This window comes from Streptomyces sp. NPDC002076 (assembly GCF_053593835.1).
Window position 1 is genome coordinate 21622 of sequence record NZ_JBSFDI010000018.1, and the last position, 15405, is coordinate 37026.

At 71.6% G+C, this 15405-nt stretch carries 15 protein-coding genes and 2 pseudogenes; 10 read left to right on the forward strand and 7 right to left on the reverse strand.

Annotation, left to right across the window (positions count from 1 at the left end):
- Positions 1-47: 47 nt before the first annotated feature.
- A pseudogene (locus ACWCQS_RS31820) lies at positions 48-283 on the forward strand (cholesterol oxidase substrate-binding domain-containing protein); the annotation flags it as partial.
- Positions 284-382: 99 nt separating this feature from the next.
- On the opposite strand, the gene ACWCQS_RS31825 reads toward ACWCQS_RS31820, so the two are convergent.
- Positions 383-1270 carry an SDR family oxidoreductase gene (locus ACWCQS_RS31825; protein WP_451007651.1) on the reverse strand — a complete coding sequence of 296 codons (888 nt, stop codon included), beginning with the start codon at positions 1268-1270 and terminating at the stop codon, positions 383-385.
- Between the two features lie 139 nt (positions 1271-1409).
- Here ACWCQS_RS31825 and ACWCQS_RS31830 point away from each other — a divergent pair, with 139 nt between their 5' ends.
- The gene (locus ACWCQS_RS31830; protein WP_451007652.1) at positions 1410-2339 is read left to right on the forward strand and encodes a LysR substrate-binding domain-containing protein; all 930 of its coding nucleotides are present in this window, start codon (positions 1410-1412) and stop codon (positions 2337-2339) included.
- Here the strand turns inward: ACWCQS_RS31830 and ACWCQS_RS31835 are convergent.
- Complete coding sequence (locus ACWCQS_RS31835; RefSeq protein WP_451007653.1) at positions 2296-3117, reverse strand: lipase family protein; 822 nt, start codon at positions 3115-3117, stop codon at positions 2296-2298. The genes ACWCQS_RS31830 and ACWCQS_RS31835 overlap by 44 nt on opposite strands.
- 122 nt (positions 3118-3239) lie before the next feature.
- Positions 3240-3915 (reverse strand): annotated as a pseudogene (locus tag ACWCQS_RS31840) (NAD(P)-binding protein); the annotation flags it as partial.
- A gap of 339 nt (positions 3916-4254) precedes the next feature.
- Here ACWCQS_RS31840 and melC1 point away from each other — a divergent pair.
- Together melC1 and melC2 are read left to right on the forward strand one after the other, a co-directional pair.
- Positions 4255-4641 carry an apotyrosinase chaperone MelC1 gene (gene melC1 / locus ACWCQS_RS31845; protein WP_451007654.1) on the forward strand — a complete coding sequence of 129 codons (387 nt, stop codon included), beginning with the start codon at positions 4255-4257 and terminating at the stop codon, positions 4639-4641.
- A 36-nt stretch (positions 4642-4677) separates the two neighbouring features.
- On the forward strand, positions 4678-5499 hold the full coding sequence (melC2, locus tag ACWCQS_RS31850) for a tyrosinase MelC2 (RefSeq protein WP_451007655.1): 822 nt from the start codon (positions 4678-4680) through the stop codon (positions 5497-5499).
- A gap of 15 nt (positions 5500-5514) precedes the next feature.
- Here melC2 and ACWCQS_RS31855 read toward each other — a convergent pair whose 3' ends face one another.
- On the reverse strand, positions 5515-6210 hold the full coding sequence (locus tag ACWCQS_RS31855) for a ribonuclease H family protein (protein ID WP_451007656.1): 696 nt from the start codon (positions 6208-6210) through the stop codon (positions 5515-5517).
- Between the two features lie 33 nt (positions 6211-6243).
- On the reverse strand, positions 6244-7038 hold the full coding sequence (locus tag ACWCQS_RS31860; protein WP_451007657.1) for a VOC family protein: 795 nt from the start codon (positions 7036-7038) through the stop codon (positions 6244-6246).
- 164 nt (positions 7039-7202) lie between these two features.
- Between ACWCQS_RS31860 and ACWCQS_RS31865 the strand changes: the two genes are divergently transcribed.
- The 5 genes from ACWCQS_RS31865 (at position 7203) to ACWCQS_RS31885 (ending at position 12914) form a co-directional block, all read left to right on the forward strand.
- A complete protein-coding gene (locus ACWCQS_RS31865; protein WP_451007798.1) occupies positions 7203-8210 on the forward strand; it encodes a zinc-binding alcohol dehydrogenase family protein in 1008 nt (335 codons plus the stop codon).
- A 287-nt stretch (positions 8211-8497) separates the two neighbouring features.
- Positions 8498-9940, forward strand: a complete 1443-nt coding sequence (locus tag ACWCQS_RS31870) for a family 2B encapsulin nanocompartment shell protein (RefSeq protein ID WP_451007658.1) — start codon at positions 8498-8500, stop codon at positions 9938-9940.
- A complete protein-coding gene (locus ACWCQS_RS31875; protein WP_451007659.1) occupies positions 9937-11007 on the forward strand; it encodes a family 2 encapsulin nanocompartment cargo protein terpene cyclase in 1071 nt (356 codons plus the stop codon). Before ACWCQS_RS31870 ends, ACWCQS_RS31875 begins: the two co-directional genes overlap by 4 nt.
- Before the next feature lie 64 nt (positions 11008-11071).
- A complete protein-coding gene (locus tag ACWCQS_RS31880; protein WP_451007660.1) occupies positions 11072-11950 on the forward strand; it encodes a geranyl diphosphate 2-C-methyltransferase in 879 nt (292 codons plus the stop codon).
- 88 nt (positions 11951-12038) lie between these two features.
- Complete coding sequence (locus ACWCQS_RS31885; RefSeq protein ID WP_451007661.1) at positions 12039-12914, forward strand: aminoglycoside phosphotransferase family protein; 876 nt, start codon at positions 12039-12041, stop codon at positions 12912-12914.
- Between the two features lie 23 nt (positions 12915-12937).
- Here the strand turns inward: ACWCQS_RS31885 and ACWCQS_RS31890 are convergent, their stop codons facing one another.
- Positions 12938-13420 carry a VOC family protein gene (locus ACWCQS_RS31890; RefSeq protein WP_451007662.1) on the reverse strand — a complete coding sequence of 161 codons (483 nt, stop codon included), beginning with the start codon at positions 13418-13420 and terminating at the stop codon, positions 12938-12940.
- A gap of 574 nt (positions 13421-13994) precedes the next feature.
- On the opposite strand from ACWCQS_RS31890, the gene ACWCQS_RS31895 reads away from it, so the two are divergent.
- The gene (locus ACWCQS_RS31895) at positions 13995-14888 is read left to right on the forward strand and encodes an RNA polymerase sigma factor SigF (RefSeq protein WP_451007663.1); all 894 of its coding nucleotides are present in this window, start codon (positions 13995-13997) and stop codon (positions 14886-14888) included.
- A gap of 19 nt (positions 14889-14907) precedes the next feature.
- Here the strand turns inward: ACWCQS_RS31895 and ACWCQS_RS31900 are convergent, their stop codons facing one another.
- On the reverse strand, positions 14908-15360 hold the full coding sequence (locus ACWCQS_RS31900) for an ATP-binding protein (protein WP_451007664.1): 453 nt from the start codon (positions 15358-15360) through the stop codon (positions 14908-14910).
- Between the last annotated feature and the right edge of the window lie 45 nt (positions 15361-15405).

A 15405-nucleotide genomic window follows, 5' to 3' on the forward strand; every position in this document is an offset into this window, starting at 1 on the left:
CGGCGCCGGGTGTTCCCCCAGACCGTGCCCCTTCAGGCAGCTCACCCGTGGCCTCGCTGGGGCCCGCGGCCACGGACTCCGCCGACCTGTGGGCGCCGCCGAAGAAGACGCTGCTGTATCTCCGGCCGACCACCCTGCGGGTGACCGCGAACAGGTACGCCGTACACACCTCCCGTTCACGCGGTTCTACGGGGAGCGGCTGGCCGCGTACGCGGCACGGGGCCGGTTCCCGGTCAACGGTTCGGTGGAGATCCGGGTGACCGGTCTCGACGACCCCGCCGAGACCGGCGTCCCCGGCGCGCAGGCCCCGCTGCTGTCGGCGCTGCGGCCGACCGCGGACCGGGGACGGCCGTACCCGCCACCTTCGGGAGACGACGGCCGGCTAGACCTGGAAGTAGTGGCCCTCGTCCAGGTCCGCGAGCAGTCCCGTCTCGCGTGGCTCCCAGCCGAGCAGCTCGCGGGTCAGCGCGCTCGACGTGGGGTTGTCGGCCCCGGCCCACCGGCCCAGGAGGCCGAAGTGCCCGTCGGCCTCCTCGGGCGGGATCCCGGTGACCGGGACGTCCAGATGCCGCCCGATGACCTCGGCGATGGCGCGGAACGGCACCCCTTCCTCGTCCGTGCCGTGCAGCCGGGTGCCCGCCGGGGCCTTCTCCAAGGCCAGCCGGAACAACCGGGCTGCGTCGAGACGGTGGACGCCGGGCCAGCGGTTGGCGCCGTCACCGACGTACGCCGCCACGCCCTTCTTTTTCGCGATCGCGATCAGGCGCGGCACATAGCCCTGGTCTCCGCGGCCGTGCACGGAGGGCGCGAGCCGGACCAGTGAGCTCCGCACGCCGCGTCCGGCCAGGGCGAGGGCCGCCTCCTCGGAGGGGGTCCGGTGGGTGCCCGGAGCGGCTGCGTCCTCCTCGGTGAACAGACGGCCCGCCGGGGCGATCAGCGTGCCCGAGGTGACCACGAAGGCACGCTCGGAGCCCGTCAGGGCGGCGCCGATCGCCTCGATGGCGCTCAGCTGGACGGCGCCGGCGGCGCGGACGTCGGCGGTGCCGAACACGGCGGCGAGGTGGATGACGCCGTCGGCCTCGGCCGCCGCGCGGGCCAGGTCCGCGGGGTCGTCCAGGCTGCCCCGGTGGACCTCGGCCCCGGCCGCCCGCAGAGCCGTGGCACCGTCGGCCGAGCGGGCCAGGCCGACGACCTCGTGGCCCGCGCCGATCAGTTCGGGGACGACGGCGGAACCGATGAACCCGGTGGCACCGGTGACGAAAACACGCATGAAGAGGCGCTCCTCGGCTGCTGGGTGGACGTGCTTCCATCGTTCGTCCGCCGGGCCGGCCGCGTCCAAAGCCTCTTTCGCACCGCGCAATACGGTTCGGGCATGACCCCTTGTCGGGCCGTAGGCATACGCTGGCGCCATGGACGTCCCCGCGGCTGCGCCGGACCTGGACCTGAGGCTGGTGCGGTACTTCACCGTCGTGGCCGAGCACCGGCACTTCGGGCGTGCCGCCACCGCTCTGCACATCTCCCAGCCGTCCCTCAGCCGTCAGGTGCGGCGGCTGGAGCAGGTGCTCGGCGCCCGGCTGCTCGACCGCACTCCGCAGGGCACCCGGCTCACCGACGCGGGCGAGGCCTTTCTGCCGCGCGCGAAGGCCCTGCTGCGCACCGCTGCGGAGGCGGCCGCGGTGGCCCGGGCCGCCGCCGAGCCCAGCCGGATCACCATCGGGTACACCACCGGCGTCTACGTCACCGCGGCCGTGCGCGATCTGCGGCGCAGGTTTCCGGACGCCGAGGTGCGGACCACGCACCTGCGCGGGACGGAGGCGCGCCAGGCGCTGCTCGATCACCGCGTGGACGCGCTCGTGGCCCGGCTGCCGTTCGCGACGGAGGGCCTGCGGGTCACGGTGCTGTACGACGAGCCGCGCGTCGTCGTCCTTCCCGTCCACCACCGGCTGGCCGGCCAGGAGTCGGTCACCGTGGACGACATCGCCGGGGAGCCGCTCCCCCGGGTCGGGGACCGGCTCAGGGACGCGTTCTGGCGCATCGACCCGCGCCCCGACGGGTGCCCGGCTCCCGACGGCCCGTACGTCAACGACTTCGAGGACAAGTTCGAACTCGTCGCCTCGGGCCAGGCGCTGGTGATCACGGCGGGTGTTCCGGGCATCCCTCTCCGCCCCGGCCTGACGGCGATCCCCCTGCACGGCGTCGAGCCGAGCCAGGTCGCGCTGGCGACCCGCGCCGGTGACAACGGCCGACTGCTCGCGGCCTTCTGCAAGTCGGCACGGGCCCTGCTCGGGGCGGCCCTCAGTCGAGGTTCTTCTCCAGAGCCGTCAGATAGTTGTGCATGAAGTGGTCGCGGATGCCGTCGGAGGCGGGCGCGAAGGCGTCGGCGGTCAGTCCGGTCGCGCGGTCGGTGAGCGCCGACAGCATGGGCATGCTCTCGTGCAGCCGGCCGTGGGAGTCGATGTAGCGCAGGGCACGGACATGGGTGAAGACGGGCTCGGGCGGCAACTGGGGAACGATGTCGTTGTTGTTGACGAAGCGGTACATACGGCCGCCGAACCCCTTGTGGAACGCCTCGGCGAGCAGCCGGTCGCAGGTGCGCGGCTGGCCGTAGGTGTACACGCCGTCGGCGGCCAGGTGCGGGTCCTCCAGATACATCCGGGCGCCGGCCAGCATCGCGAGGGCGCCGCCGAGGCTGTGCCCGGTGAAGTACACGGTCTGGCCGTCGGTGCGCAGCTCGGCGAGGGTGTGGTGGACGGCCGGATACACCGATTCCAGGGCCTCGGCGAATCCGTGGTGGACGTATCCGTTGCCCCCGGGGCCGGGCCTCGGCGGGGTGGTGGCGTCGGTGAGCCAGTCCTTGATCTGGTCGGGTTCGGTGCCGCGGAACGCGGTGACGATCATCCGGTCGCTGGCCACGGTGTACGCCTGGGTGTCCTGCAGCGGGAACGGCGGGGTGAAGCGGGTCTCGTGGTGGCGCACGTGGTCGAAGCCCCACTGGGCGGCCTGGTCCTCGATGACGGCGCGGTCCTTGTAGGCCAGGTCGGCGGCGCGGGCCAGCCAGTAGGCGCGTTGCAGGCTGTAGCCGGTCGAGGTCTGATCGAACGAGACGGGTACGGCCATGGACGGAACTCCTCGGTGTGGGGGGATGGGAGAAACCGGAGTCGGGTGGGGGAAACCGGTGTGGGCCGGCGGCGGGAACGGGCGGGGAACAAGCCGCGGTGGACCGACGACCAGGCGTGCCGGGCGCGGGCGAGGCACATGGCGTCTTCCAGGGCGAGGGTGGTGTCGGCTCCCCAGGAGTAGTGGGTGGTGTGGGCGGCGTCGCCGCGCTGTACCAGGTTGCCGTGGTGCCAGGTTGGTGAGCCGGCCGCTAGGGCGGCCGATGAGCGGGTGGCCGTCGAGGACGTCCGCGAAGAGCCGCTCCAGCAGGTCCAGGCCGAGCCCGGTGAAGGTCTCCGGGGAGCACTCGGCGACGCAGGTGCTGTGCCCGCCGCCGCGCAGGGCGCTGTGCATCCCGTCCGCCGAGACGGCGAGGTCCACGCCTTGCGGCGGTTCGGTGATCTCGCTCTCGAACTCCAGCCGGACGCCGAGCGTGCGGGCCCGGTCGGCGAGCAGGTCGAGCAGCCGGTGCCGGCCGATGCCGAAGCCCTGGCCGCCTTGGTGACGGGTCGTCAGGCCGGGCATGTGCTCGATGCCGTCGCTCCAGCCGACGGAGGCGTGCCCGATCGCCCGCGCCGAGGCGGGATCGTACTCGTGCAGCCGGTCGAGAAGACCGTGCCGGTACGTCGCGCCCCGGCCGCAGGCCGAGCCCTCGGGGTTGCGCTCGTGGACGGTGATGTCATGGGACGGGTTCTGCCGCTTGAGGAGGACGGCGAGGTACAGGCCGGCGGGCCCGCCTCCGACACAGACGACCTTCACGTGCACGCCCCAGACAGTCACCCGATGCGGTCGGTCGGATTCGCAGGGTAGCAGGGCGGTCGGGCCGCCCGATCGCGTCAGTTTGGCGTGGTGAGCCGGGCCACTCGGACGGACGGCAGCCGAGAAGGACCACCGGAAACGGGGCGAGCGGGGCAAGGAATTCCCTGTTCCGGGGTGCGCCAACCGCCGCCCACAGCAAGATCATCTTGGTTCAACGCTATACGACATGTGGCCAATTGTCCTGATCGCAGCCAACCGGTTCCGGGCGATTTCCGCCCGCCTCACAGCCGCCGATAGGCATACGTCGTCACCACCGGAACAGCCTCCAGGAGGACCCGTATGCCCCACATCACCCGGCGCCGCGCGCTCACCGCGACCGCGGCGCTCGCCGCGACGGCCGCCGTGACCACCCTCGCGGCCCCCACCGCCTCGGCCGCCGGCCACGACCACCCCATGCCGATGCCGCAGACCTTCGACGAGGTCTACAAGGGCCGCCGGATACAGGGCCGGCCGATGACGCCGGGCTCCGGCGGTCACCACCACGAACACCACGGTGGCTACGAGGTGTTGATCGACGGCGTACAGCTGCATGTGATGCGCAACGCAGACGGCAGCTGGATCAGCGTCGTCAGCCACTACGACCCGGTGTCCACCCCGCGCGCCGCCGCCCGGGCCGCGGTGGACGAACTGCAGGGCGCCCCGCTGCTGCCCTTCCCCGCCAACTGACCGCCCCCGCAAGGACTCACCGGAGCATCGCGCACCATGACCGTACGCAAGAACCAGGCCACCCTGACCGCCGACGAGAAGAAGCGGTTCGTGTCCGCCGTCCTCGAACTCAAGCGCACCGGGCGCTACGACGAGTTCGTCCGCACGCACAACGAGTTCATCATGTCGGACACCGACACCGGCGAGCGGACCGGCCACCGCTCACCGTCGTTCCTGCCCTGGCACCGCAGATTCCTGCTCGACTTCGAGCAGGCGCTGCAGTCGGTGGACTCCTCAGTCGCGCTGCCGTACTGGGACTGGAGCACCGACCGCACGGTGCGTGCCTCGCTGTGGGCGCCGGACTTCCTCGGCGGCACCGGGCGCAGCACGGACGGCCGGGTGATGGACGGGCCGTTCGCCGCGTCGGCCGGCAACTGGCCGATGAACATACGGGTGGACGGCCGTACGTTCCTGCGCCGCTCGCTCGGCACGGCCGTGCGCGAGCTGCCGACGCGCGCGGAGGTGGAGTCGGTGCTGTCGATACCGACGTACGACATGGCGCCGTACAACAGCGCCTCGGACGGCTTCCGCAACAACCTGGAGGGATGGCGCGGGGTCAATCTGCACAACCGGGTCCATGTCTGGGTCGGCGGGCAGATGGGCACCGGGGTCTCCCCCAACGACCCGGTGTTCTGGCTGCACCACGCCTTCGTGGACAAGCTGTGGGCGGAGTGGCAGCGGCGGCATCCGGACGCGGGCTACCTGCCCACGGACGGCACGCCCGACGTCGTCGACCTGAACGAGACGATGAAGCCGTGGAACGACGTGCGTCCGGCCGACCTGCTGGACCACACGCGGTACTACACCTTCGACAGCTGATCGGACCCGTTGTGCTCAGGCCTCGGCGGTGCGGCACTCCGGGTGGCCCCAGCCCTGCGCGTTCTTGGCGATGGACTCGCCGGCCGCGTAGCCGCGGCCGCACAGGCAGCGGCCGGGGAACTTCGCCTTGATGGTGCGGGAGGAGGCCGCGCCGCCGGTGCGGCGGGGCGCCTTCCCGCGCGCGGCGGCCGCCTTCGGGGTGCCGGGCGAGGGCGGCGGCTCCGGGGAGCCGAGCGCGCTGCCGGCCGCTTCCTGGACGGAGGCGGCCTGGCTGGCGGCGCGGTCGGCGAAGTCGTTCAGCGGGTCGCCGTCGACCTGGTGGGCCGGAACGTAGCGGAACTCGACCGTGCGGCCGTCGAGGAGCGCGTCGATGCGGACGACCAGCTCCTGGTTGGCGACGGGCTTGCCGGCCGCGGTCTTCCAGCCGTTGCGCTTCCAGCCGGGCAGCCAGGTGGTGACGGCCTTCATCGCGTACTGGGAGTCCATGCGGATCTCCAGCGGCACATCCGGCTCGACGGCCGTGAGCAGCCGCTCCAGGGCGGTGAGTTCCGCGACGTTGTTGGTGGCCCGGCCGAGCGGGCCCGCCTCCCAGCGGGCGGGGGTCCGCTCGTCGCCGTCCGAGACCACCCACGCCCATCCGGCCGGTCCGGGGTTTCCCTTCGAAGCCCCGTCGCACGCGGCCACCACACGTTCACGCATACGCACGATCATGCCACGGCCGCGCGGGACGCCGTGACGGGCCGGTCAGACCGCCTTGACCTTGGGCATCTCCCCCTCCGTGGTCGTGATGTCGATCACGGAGAAGTTCGCGCCCTGCGGGTCGCTGAGCGCCGCGAACCGGCCGAAGGGGCTGCTCATCGGCCCGAAGCGGAGGACACCGCCGAGCTTGGTGGCGCGGGCCACGGCCTCGTCGCAGTCGTCGACGGTGAAGTAGACGTTGATGTACGAGGGCACCTCGGGCGGGAAGTCGTCGGTCATCCGCATCCGGCCGAGGACGGTGTCGTCGCCGATGTCGAACATCCGGAAGTCCACCGCGTCGTCCACGATGTCCTGCATCCGGTACGGGAAGACGGCGGAGAGGAAGGCGTCGGCCTTCTCGGGCTCACGGGTGAAGACCTCGGCCCAGCAGTACGCGCCCGGGGTCGCCGTCGCCTCGAAGCCCTCGTGGCTGCCGGCCTGCCAGACGCCGAAGACGGCCCCGCTGGGCTCGCGGGCCAGGCACATCGTGCCGAAGTCCCCGACCTGCATCGGCTCCATCAGCACCTCGCCGCCGTTCTCCCGGATCTTCTCCGCCGTGGCGGCGGCGTCCGGCGAGGCGAAGTACAGGCACCACTGCGACTGGCCCTCCTGGCCGGGCATGGGCGGGACCACGGCCGCCACCGCCTTGCCCTCCGCGTAGGCCTGCGTGTAGTTGCCGTACTCCGACGACGACTCGCCGAAGGTCCAGCCGAGGACGTCGCCGTAGAACCGCTTGGCTCCCTCGACGTCGCTGAACATCGCATCGGCCCAACAGGGCGTTCCCTCGGGTTGCACGGCCATGCTCGCGGCCCTCCTGGTCTTCGGTCCCGTACGGATGGTCCCCCCACCTGTGAGGCTTGCGTCCCGAAGCTCACGCTAGCCATCCGGCCGTCGGCCCGCGCGCCGAACCGGGGAACCGCCCGGACAATGGGAGTGGAGGCGACGGTGCGATGACGACGAGCACGATGCGGGCGTGGTCGGTGGTGCTGCCGGGGCCGGTCGACGACCATCCGCTGCGGCTGGTGGAGCGGCCCGTGCCGGTGCCGGGGGCGGACGAGCTGCTGGTGCGGGTGCGGGCCTGTGGGGTGTGCCGGACCGATCTGCATGTCACCGAGGGCGATCTGCCGGTGCACCGGCAAGGGGTCACCCCCGGCCACGAGGCGGTCGGCGAGGTCGTGGGGGCCGGGGCCGCGGTGCGGGACTTCGCGCCGGGCGACCGGGTCGGCGTGGCCTGGCTGCGGCGCACCGACGGGGTGTGCGCGTACTGCGCGCGGGGCGCCGAGAACCTGTGCCCGTACTCGGAGTACACCGGCTGGGACGCCGACGGCGGATACGCAGAGTACACGACCGTGCCGGCCGGCTTCGCCTACCCGCTGCCCGGCGCCCTGGACGATGTGGCTGCGGCGCCGCTGCTGTGCGCGGGGATCATCGGATTCCGTGCGCTGCGCCGGACCGGGCTGCCCAAGGGCGGCCGGCTCGGCCTGTACGGGTTCGGGGGCAGTGCCCATCTGTGCGCGCAGGTGGCGCTCGCGGAGGGTGCCACCGTGCATGTGATCACCCGGGAGCCCGCCGCCCGCAGGCTGGCCCTGGAGCTGGGCGCGGCCTCCGCGCGGGACCTGCACGAGGCGCCGCCGGAGCCGCTGGACGCGGCGATCCTGTTCGCCCCGGTCGGCGACCTGGTCCCGGTGGCGCTGCGCGCCCTCGACCGGGGCGGCGTGCTGGCCCTCGCCGGCATCCACCTGACCGACGTGCCCCCGCTGCACTACGCGACCGAGTTGTTCTACGAGAAGGAACTGCGCAGCGTCACCTCCAACACCCGTGCGGACGGCCGGGAGTTTCTCGCCCTGGCCGCCCGGCACGGCGTGCGCGCGACCACGCACGCCTATCCGCTCTCCCGCGCCCCACAGGCGCTCGCCGACCTCAAGGCCGGCCGGTTCGACGGGGCGGCCGTCCTGGTCGACGACCTGACCTGAACCTGTCCTGCGCCCTGGTCGACGGCCTCTCCCGAGCGCCCGGGGGCGCACCACACCGGCGCGCGCAGACACCGGCCGGGGGCACAGTGCACCGGCGCCCGATCACACCGTTTGCCGGTCGTGCCCCGATCGGAAGGTTTACACACCCGAGTGTCATGATCAGCCCCCTTCGCGCTGTATCGGGCGCCTCACGAGGACTGTTTGGCTTGGCCCGGGTGCTGGATCACCACGCTCACCACCCGGCGATCCGGCCACCCCTGTTCGCACGCAGCTCCGCTGGAGGGAATGTGACCACACCGGACAGCGCCACCGGTTCCGCCGTCGACGAACCCGCCCCCGACCCCGCGGCCGACGGGCAGCTCACCAGCCTGAGCACCCGGGCGGCACGCCAGCTCACCACGACCACCAAGTCCGAACCGCAGATGCAGGCCATCACCTCGCGATGGCTCCTGAAGACCCTGCCGTGGGTGGACGTCAGGGGTGGCACCTACCGGGTCAACCGCCGCCTGACCCTGAGCACGGGCCGCGGCCGGGTGCACTTCGAGCAGAACGGCGCCGACGACATCCGGGTCATCCCTCAGACGCTGACCGAGCTGCCGATCCTGCGCGGCTATCCGGACGGCGAGGTGCTGCGGGAGATCGCCGGCCGCTTCCAGTCCCGGGAGGTGCGCGCCGGGCAGGTGCTGTTCGAGGCGGGTCAGCCCGTGACGGAGGCCTATCTGGTCGTCCACGGCCGGTTCACTCGCTACACCGCCGGCAAGTACGGCGACGAGGAGATCACCGGGGTCGTCACCGACGGCGACCAGATGGGCGACGAGGCGGTCGGGCAGTCCGATCCGCTGTGGCTGACCTCGGTGCGGGCGGAGACGTCGGGGGTGGTGCTCGCGCTGCCCTGGGCCGTCGTGCAGGAGTTCACCGAACGCGTCCCGTCCCTCGGCGCGCACCTGCGGGCCTATGTGGAGCGGCAGCAGCGGCCGATGAACCGCAAGGGCGAGGCCGAGGTGCCGGTGCAGGCCGGCCATGTCGGCGAGCCCACACTGCCCGGCGGCTTCGTGGACTACGAACTCGCCCCGCGCGAATACGAGTTGTCCCTCACCCAGACCGTGCTGCGGGTGCACACCCGGGTCGCCGACCTCTACAACCACCCCATGGACCAGACCCAGCAGCAGCTGAGGCTCACGGTCGAGGAGATCCGCGAGCGCCAGGAGTGGGAACTGGTCAACAACCGGGAGTTCGGGCTGCTGCACAACGTCGACTACGGCCAGCGGATCAGCACCTTCACCGGGCCGCCGGTGCCGGACGACCTGGACGAGCTGCTGTCGATGCGGCGCAAGACCAAGGTGTTCCTCGCCCACCCCAAGGCGATCGCGGCGTTCTTCCGGCAGTGCAACCGGCGTGGTCTGGTGCCCGGCACGGCGAGCGTCGACGGACACGAGGTGCCGGCGTGGCGCGGGGTGCCGATCTTCCCGTGCAGCAAGATCCCGATCAGCGACGACCACACCACCAGCATCATCGCGCTGCGCACCGGCGAGGCGGACCAGGGGGTGGTCGGCCTCTACCAGACCGGCATCCCGGAGGAGTTCCAGCCGGGGCTGAACGTCCGGTTCATGGGCATCGACTCGGCCGCGATCATCAGCTACCTCGTGACCGCCTACTACTCGATGGCCATCCTGGTGCCCGACGCGGCCGGGATGCTGGAGAACGTCCAGATCGGCCGGTTCCCCGAATGACGTCCGAGCAGACCACGGGCACGCCCGCTCCCTCCTACACACTGCCGGGGCCGCCTGACATCGCCGCGAGCCTGCGCAGACCCCGCCGCACCGGAGCCGTCCCCGGACTGCACCACCAGCCGGCCGTACCCGCCGACCCGGTGCAGGCCGCCGAGGTGGACCGCAGGCTGGAGACGTGGGCCCGTGGCCTGGATCTGTTCCCGGAGGCCTGGAAGGGGGACTTCTCCGGCTTCCAGTTCGGCCGGGCCGTCGTCCTGCAGCATCCGGGCGCGCTGGACCTGGACCGCCTCACGGCCGCCGGGAAGCTGCTGCTCGCCGAGAACATCGTCGACTCCTGCTACTGCGAGGAGGACGAGGGCCGGGGCGCGGCGCGCCGCGGCCTCGGGGGCCGGCTGATCCTTGCCCAGTCCGCGCTCGACCCCTACCACGGCGTCCCGGAGCTGGAGGAGGAGTGGCGCCAGGGCGTACGGGCCGACGGTCCGCTGCGCTCGTACCACTTCGCCCTGGAGGACTTCGCCGGCTTCGCCACGCCCAGCCAGACCGACCGGTTCGTGCACGACATCGCCCGGCTGCACCTGGGCTACCTCGCGGAGGCCGCCTGGGCGGAGACGCGGTACAAGCCGCGGATCTGGGAGTACCTGGTGATGCGGCAGTTCAACAACTTCCGCCCCTGTCTGTCGATCGTCGACGCCGTGGACGGCTACGAGCTGCCCGAGCAGATCTACGCCCGTCCCGAGATCCAGCGGATCACGGCCCTCGCCTGCAACGCCACCACGATCGTCAACGACCTGTACTCCTTCACCAAGGAACTGGCCGGCGACCCCGACCATCTCAACCTGCCGCAGGTCGTCGCCGCCAACGAGCGGCGCGGGCTGAAGGCCGCCTATCTGAAGTCCGTCGAGATCCACAACCGGATCATGGCGGCCTTCGAGGAGGAGTCGGCCCTGCTGTCGGCCACCTCGCCGCTGGTGGAGCGCTACGCCCGGGGGCTCGCCGCCTGGGTGTCCGGCAACCACGAGTGGCACGCCACCAACACCCACCGCTACCACCTGCCCGACTACTGGTGACCGCCCTCTCCCGAAACACCGTCACATGCACGACGAACGCCGCCACATGCGCGAGGAGCCACCTTTGACCACCGCCCCCGTCGCCCGGACCACGCCCGCTGCGATCCCGACCCAGTCCGTCTACCAGAACCGGGTCGCGGACTACTGGAACGCCGAGGAGAATCCGGTCAACCTCGAACTCGGCAAGATCGACGACCTGTACCACCATCACTACGGCATCGGAGAGGCCGACCGGTCGGTGCTCGACGAGCCCGATCCGGACCGGCGCCGGGCCCGCGTCACCGCCGAACTGCACCGCCTGGAGCACGCCCAGGCCGAGCTGCTCGCCGCGCATCTCGGCCCGCTGACCCCCGCCGACCGGGTCTTCGACGCCGGCTGCGGCCGGGGCGGCGGTAGTGTCGTGGCGCATCTGCGGTACGGCTGCCACGCCGACGGCGTCACCATCTCCGCCAAACAGGCCGAGTTCGCGAACGAGCAGGCCCGCGCCCGGGACATCGACGACAAGGTGCGCTACCACCACCGCAACATGCTCGACACCGGCTTCGAGACCGGCGCGTACGCGGCCTCGTGGAACAACGAGTCCACCATGTACGTCGAGCTGGACCTGCTGTTCGCCGAGCACGCCCGGCTGCTGCGCCGTGGCGGACGCTATGTGGTGATCACCGGCTGCTACAACGACACCTACGGGCAGGCCTCGCGCGAGGTGTCGCTCATCAACGCCCACTACATCTGCGACATCCACCCGCGCTCGGAGTACTTCAAGGCGATGGCCCGCAACCGCCTGGTGCCGGTGCACGTCGAGGACCTGACCGCGGCGACGATCCCCTACTGGGAACTGCGCAGGGAGGCCGACCACCTGGTCACGGGCATCGAGGACACGTTCCTGGACGCCTACCGCAACCGCAGCTTCCAGTACCTGCTGATCGCGGCCGACCGGGTCTGAGGAAGACGGAAATCCATTGGACGGCGAGGGCGCCGAGGCGCTGGGATGGGCCCCGATGAGTGCCCACGACAGCCAGACTCCGCCGAGAATGCACGCGGACGAGATCGACCTCGACGCCCCGCTCGTCCAGCGCCTGATCGCCCGCCGGTTCCCGCAGTGGGCGGCGCTGCCGGTGCGCCGGCTGCCGTCCGCCGGGACCGAGAACGCCATGTTCCGGCTGGGCACCGACCTGCTGGTACGGCTGCCCCGGCGGCCCGGCGCCGTAGGGGACCTGGCGCTGGAGCAGCGCTGGCTGCCCCGGCTCGGGCCGCTGCTGCCGGTCGCCGTGCCCGAACCGGTGGCCATCGGCGAGCCGGACGAGGGTTATCCGTGGCCCTGGTCGGTCTACCGCTGGCTGCAGGGGCACAATCCGGTGGCCGGGGCCGTGCGGGAGCCGGAACGGCTCGCCGAGGACCTCGCGGCGTTCGTGCGCGCGCTGCGCCGGATCGCGCCACAGGACGCACCGTCCGGCTACCGGGGCGGTCCGCTGCGAGACCGGGACGACTCCACCCGGGCGGCCGTCGCCGAGCTGGACCCGAGGGTCGACGCCGGCGCGGTCACAGCCCTGTGGGAGGAGTCCCTGCGGGCGCCGGAGCACACGGGGCCGCCGGTGTGGGCCCACGGGGACCTCTCCCCCGGGAACGTGCTGGTCGACGAGGGCGGGCTGAGCGCGGTACTCGACTTCGGCTGCGCGGGAGCGGGTGACCCGGCCGTGGATCTGATCGTGGCCTGGAACCTGCTGCCCGCGTCCGTCCGGGACACCTTCCGCAAGGCCGTCGGCGCCGACGACGCTCAGTGGGCGCGGGGCCGGGGCTGGGCGCTGTCGATCTCGCTGATCCAGCTGCCGTACTACTGGGACACGAACCCGGCCCTGGCGGAGAACTCCCGGCATGTGATCACCGAGATCCTCGCCGAGGCCGGGTGACGGTCGCGCACTGACGGGGTCCGCTACTCCCCCGCGTACGCCTTCTCCAGCGCGGCGACGTCCAGCTTGCCCATGCCCATCACGGCCTTCATGGCGCGGTCGACCTTCTCCGGGTCGGGGTCGTGGAGGATCTCGGGGATCCGGTCGTAGACGACCTGCCAGGAGACGCCGAACCTGTCCTTCAGCCAGCCGCAGGGCCCGCCCTCGCCGCCGTTCTCGGTGAGCTTGGTCCAGTAGTGGTCGATCTCCGCCTGGTCGGCGCACAGGATCTGGAAGGAGATGGCCTCGTTGAACTTGAACTGGGGGCCGCCGTTGAGCGCGACGAACTTCTGGCCGTTGGCCGTGAACTCGACGGTCAGCACGGAGCCGGTCTCACCGGGAGCGGAGTCGGTGTAGCGGCTGACCCGGCCGAGGCTGGAGTTCTTGAAGACCGACACGTAGAACTCGGCGGCCTCCTCGGCCTGGCCGTCGAACCAGAGACAGGTGAAGAATCCGTCGGTGGTCATGAGTACCTCCTTGGCGAGGGAACGCGGTCACCAGTGTCGACCGATCCTCGCGGCGAAACTCATCGGCCGGGCCGCCGAACCATATGGTCCGGTGCTGCGCGCCCGTGCGCCTGGTCAGCCCGTCGTGGGCCAGTGAGAGCAGGTCGCCGAGGGCGTGCGCCGCGGCCGCGAAGACCTCCGAGGAGGCCGACGTGCGGCCGCGCTCGATCTCGGCGAGGCAGGAAAGGGCAGGGCAGGGCAGCGAGATCCTGGCCGCGTCGGCCACGTCCTTCGGGGCGCGGTCCTGTGCCCGCCGCTCACGGCGCAGTACCCCGCCGACCAGGTCGCGCCACAGCCGCTCCTTCTCCGCCGTCGCTCGGGCCCGGGCTGTGCCGGCCGGACCGGCGTCGGCCGATTCCCCGGCCTGGCGGCCGCGGGTGCATGCGCGGCGTGACCGGGGGTACTCGCCCGGTCAGCGGCATCCGCTGGTACGTGTGAAACACCGAGTGATGGGTAAAGCGGACGAACGGAAAAGAACGGACACACTGAAGCCGCCTAGGCAGACACAGGACCAGGACTTTCGTGGGAGAGGCACATGAACACCGCCGGGATCCAGCCGGAAGCAGAGGTCGCCGAGAGGACCGCGCAGGACAGGCCGGGCGAGGTACCGGAGGCACTGCCCGGCATAGCGGACCCGGCGTCCGTCGCACCACGTGACGCACGGGAGCTGTCCCGGCAGTTCTTCCGCCGGCTTACCGAACTGGAGGAGGGCACGCACGAGTACCAGTACGCGCGCAACACCCTCATCGAGATGAACATGTCGCTGGTGCGGTTCGCGGCCGGACGCTTCCGGAACCGCGGCGACGACATGGAGGACATCGTCCAGACCGGCATGATCGGCCTGATCAAGGCCATCGACCGGTTCGAGCTGGCCCGCGAGGTGGAGTTCACCTCCTTCGCGCTGCCGTACATCGTCGGCGAGATCAAGCGGTTCTTCCGGGACACCACCTGGGCGGTGCACGTGCCGCGCCGGCTCCAGGAGCTGCGGGTGGAATTGGCCAAGGCGCGCGAGGAGCTGTCCAGCCGGCTGGACCGGGACCCGACGGTGGCCGAGCTGGCGACCCTGATGAACATCCCCGAGGACCAGGTGGTCGAGGCTCAGCTCGCCTCCAACGGGTACAACTCCGCCTCCCTGGACGCCGCACTCACCGGTGACGGGACGGAGGACGGCGAGGCGGTGCTCGCCGACTTCATCGGCGTGGAGGAGGAGGGGCTGCGGCTCGTCGAGGACTTCCAGGCGCTCGCGCCGCTGATGGCGGAACTGAGCGAGCGGGACCGGCGGATCATCCATCTGCGGTTCGTCGAGGAGGCCACCCAGGCGGAGATCGGGGAACGGCTCGGCTGCTCCCAGATGCATGTGTCCCGGCTGATCAAGCGGATCATCGCCCGGCTGCGCGAGGGGATGCTCGGCGAACTCGACCGCGCCTGAGACGGCGCCCCGGTTCGGTTCAGCGGTTCAGTTCGAAGCGGGCGCGCACCCGCTTGCCCACGGGCACGCGCTCCGCGGTGACATCCGAGGCCAGGGCGTGCACGATCTCCATGCCGTGGCGTCCGACGCGTTCGGGGTCCCTGGGGAAGCGGCGGGGAAGGGCGGAGCTGCTGTCGTAGACGCACACCGTGACGGCACTGTCCGTGCCTTCCAGTTCCAGGATGTACGGGCCGTTGCTGTGCCGGTCGGCGTTGGTGACGAGTTCGCTCACGACGAGGAGCAGCTCACCGTAGGCGCGGCGGTCGGCGATGGCGCACCACTCGGTGCGCAGTTGCTCCAGGAACCGGGAGGCGAAGGCGCGTGCCTGGGCGATGCAACCGGGTTCGCCGGTGTAGTGCGCCGCGCGCCACAGCGGCTCCACGGGTACGTCAAAGCCAGTCGCTATCACTGCCTCGCCAAGGTGGTTGGTCATGCTGTCTCTCTCGGAAAGCCCGGCCCGGCCGGTCGCCTGTTGCAC

Coding starts and splice junctions, on each gene's coding strand:
- ACWCQS_RS31825 (WP_451007651.1), bottom strand. CDS start 1,270: ATGCGTGTTTTCGTCACCGGTGCCACCGGGTTCATCGGTTCCGCCGTC.
- ACWCQS_RS31830 (WP_451007652.1), top strand. CDS start 1,410: ATGGACGTCCCCGCGGCTGCGCCGGACCTGGACCTGAGGCTGGTGCGG.
- ACWCQS_RS31835 (WP_451007653.1), bottom strand. CDS start 3,117: ATGGCCGTACCCGTCTCGTTCGATCAGACCTCGACCGGCTACAGCCTG.
- melC1 (WP_451007654.1), top strand. CDS start 4,255: ATGCCCCACATCACCCGGCGCCGCGCGCTCACCGCGACCGCGGCGCTC.
- melC2 (WP_451007655.1), top strand. CDS start 4,678: ATGACCGTACGCAAGAACCAGGCCACCCTGACCGCCGACGAGAAGAAG.
- ACWCQS_RS31855 (WP_451007656.1), bottom strand. CDS start 6,210: ATGATCGTGCGTATGCGTGAACGTGTGGTGGCCGCGTGCGACGGGGCT.
- ACWCQS_RS31860 (WP_451007657.1), bottom strand. CDS start 7,038: ATGGCCGTGCAACCCGAGGGAACGCCCTGTTGGGCCGATGCGATGTTC.
- ACWCQS_RS31865 (WP_451007798.1), top strand. CDS start 7,203: ATGCGGGCGTGGTCGGTGGTGCTGCCGGGGCCGGTCGACGACCATCCG.
- ACWCQS_RS31875 (WP_451007659.1), top strand. CDS start 9,937: ATGACGTCCGAGCAGACCACGGGCACGCCCGCTCCCTCCTACACACTG.
- ACWCQS_RS31885 (WP_451007661.1), top strand. CDS start 12,039: ATGCACGCGGACGAGATCGACCTCGACGCCCCGCTCGTCCAGCGCCTG.
- ACWCQS_RS31890 (WP_451007662.1), bottom strand. CDS start 13,420: ATGACCACCGACGGATTCTTCACCTGTCTCTGGTTCGACGGCCAGGCC.
- ACWCQS_RS31895 (WP_451007663.1), top strand. CDS start 13,995: ATGAACACCGCCGGGATCCAGCCGGAAGCAGAGGTCGCCGAGAGGACC.
- ACWCQS_RS31900 (WP_451007664.1), bottom strand. CDS start 15,360: ATGACCAACCACCTTGGCGAGGCAGTGATAGCGACTGGCTTTGACGTA.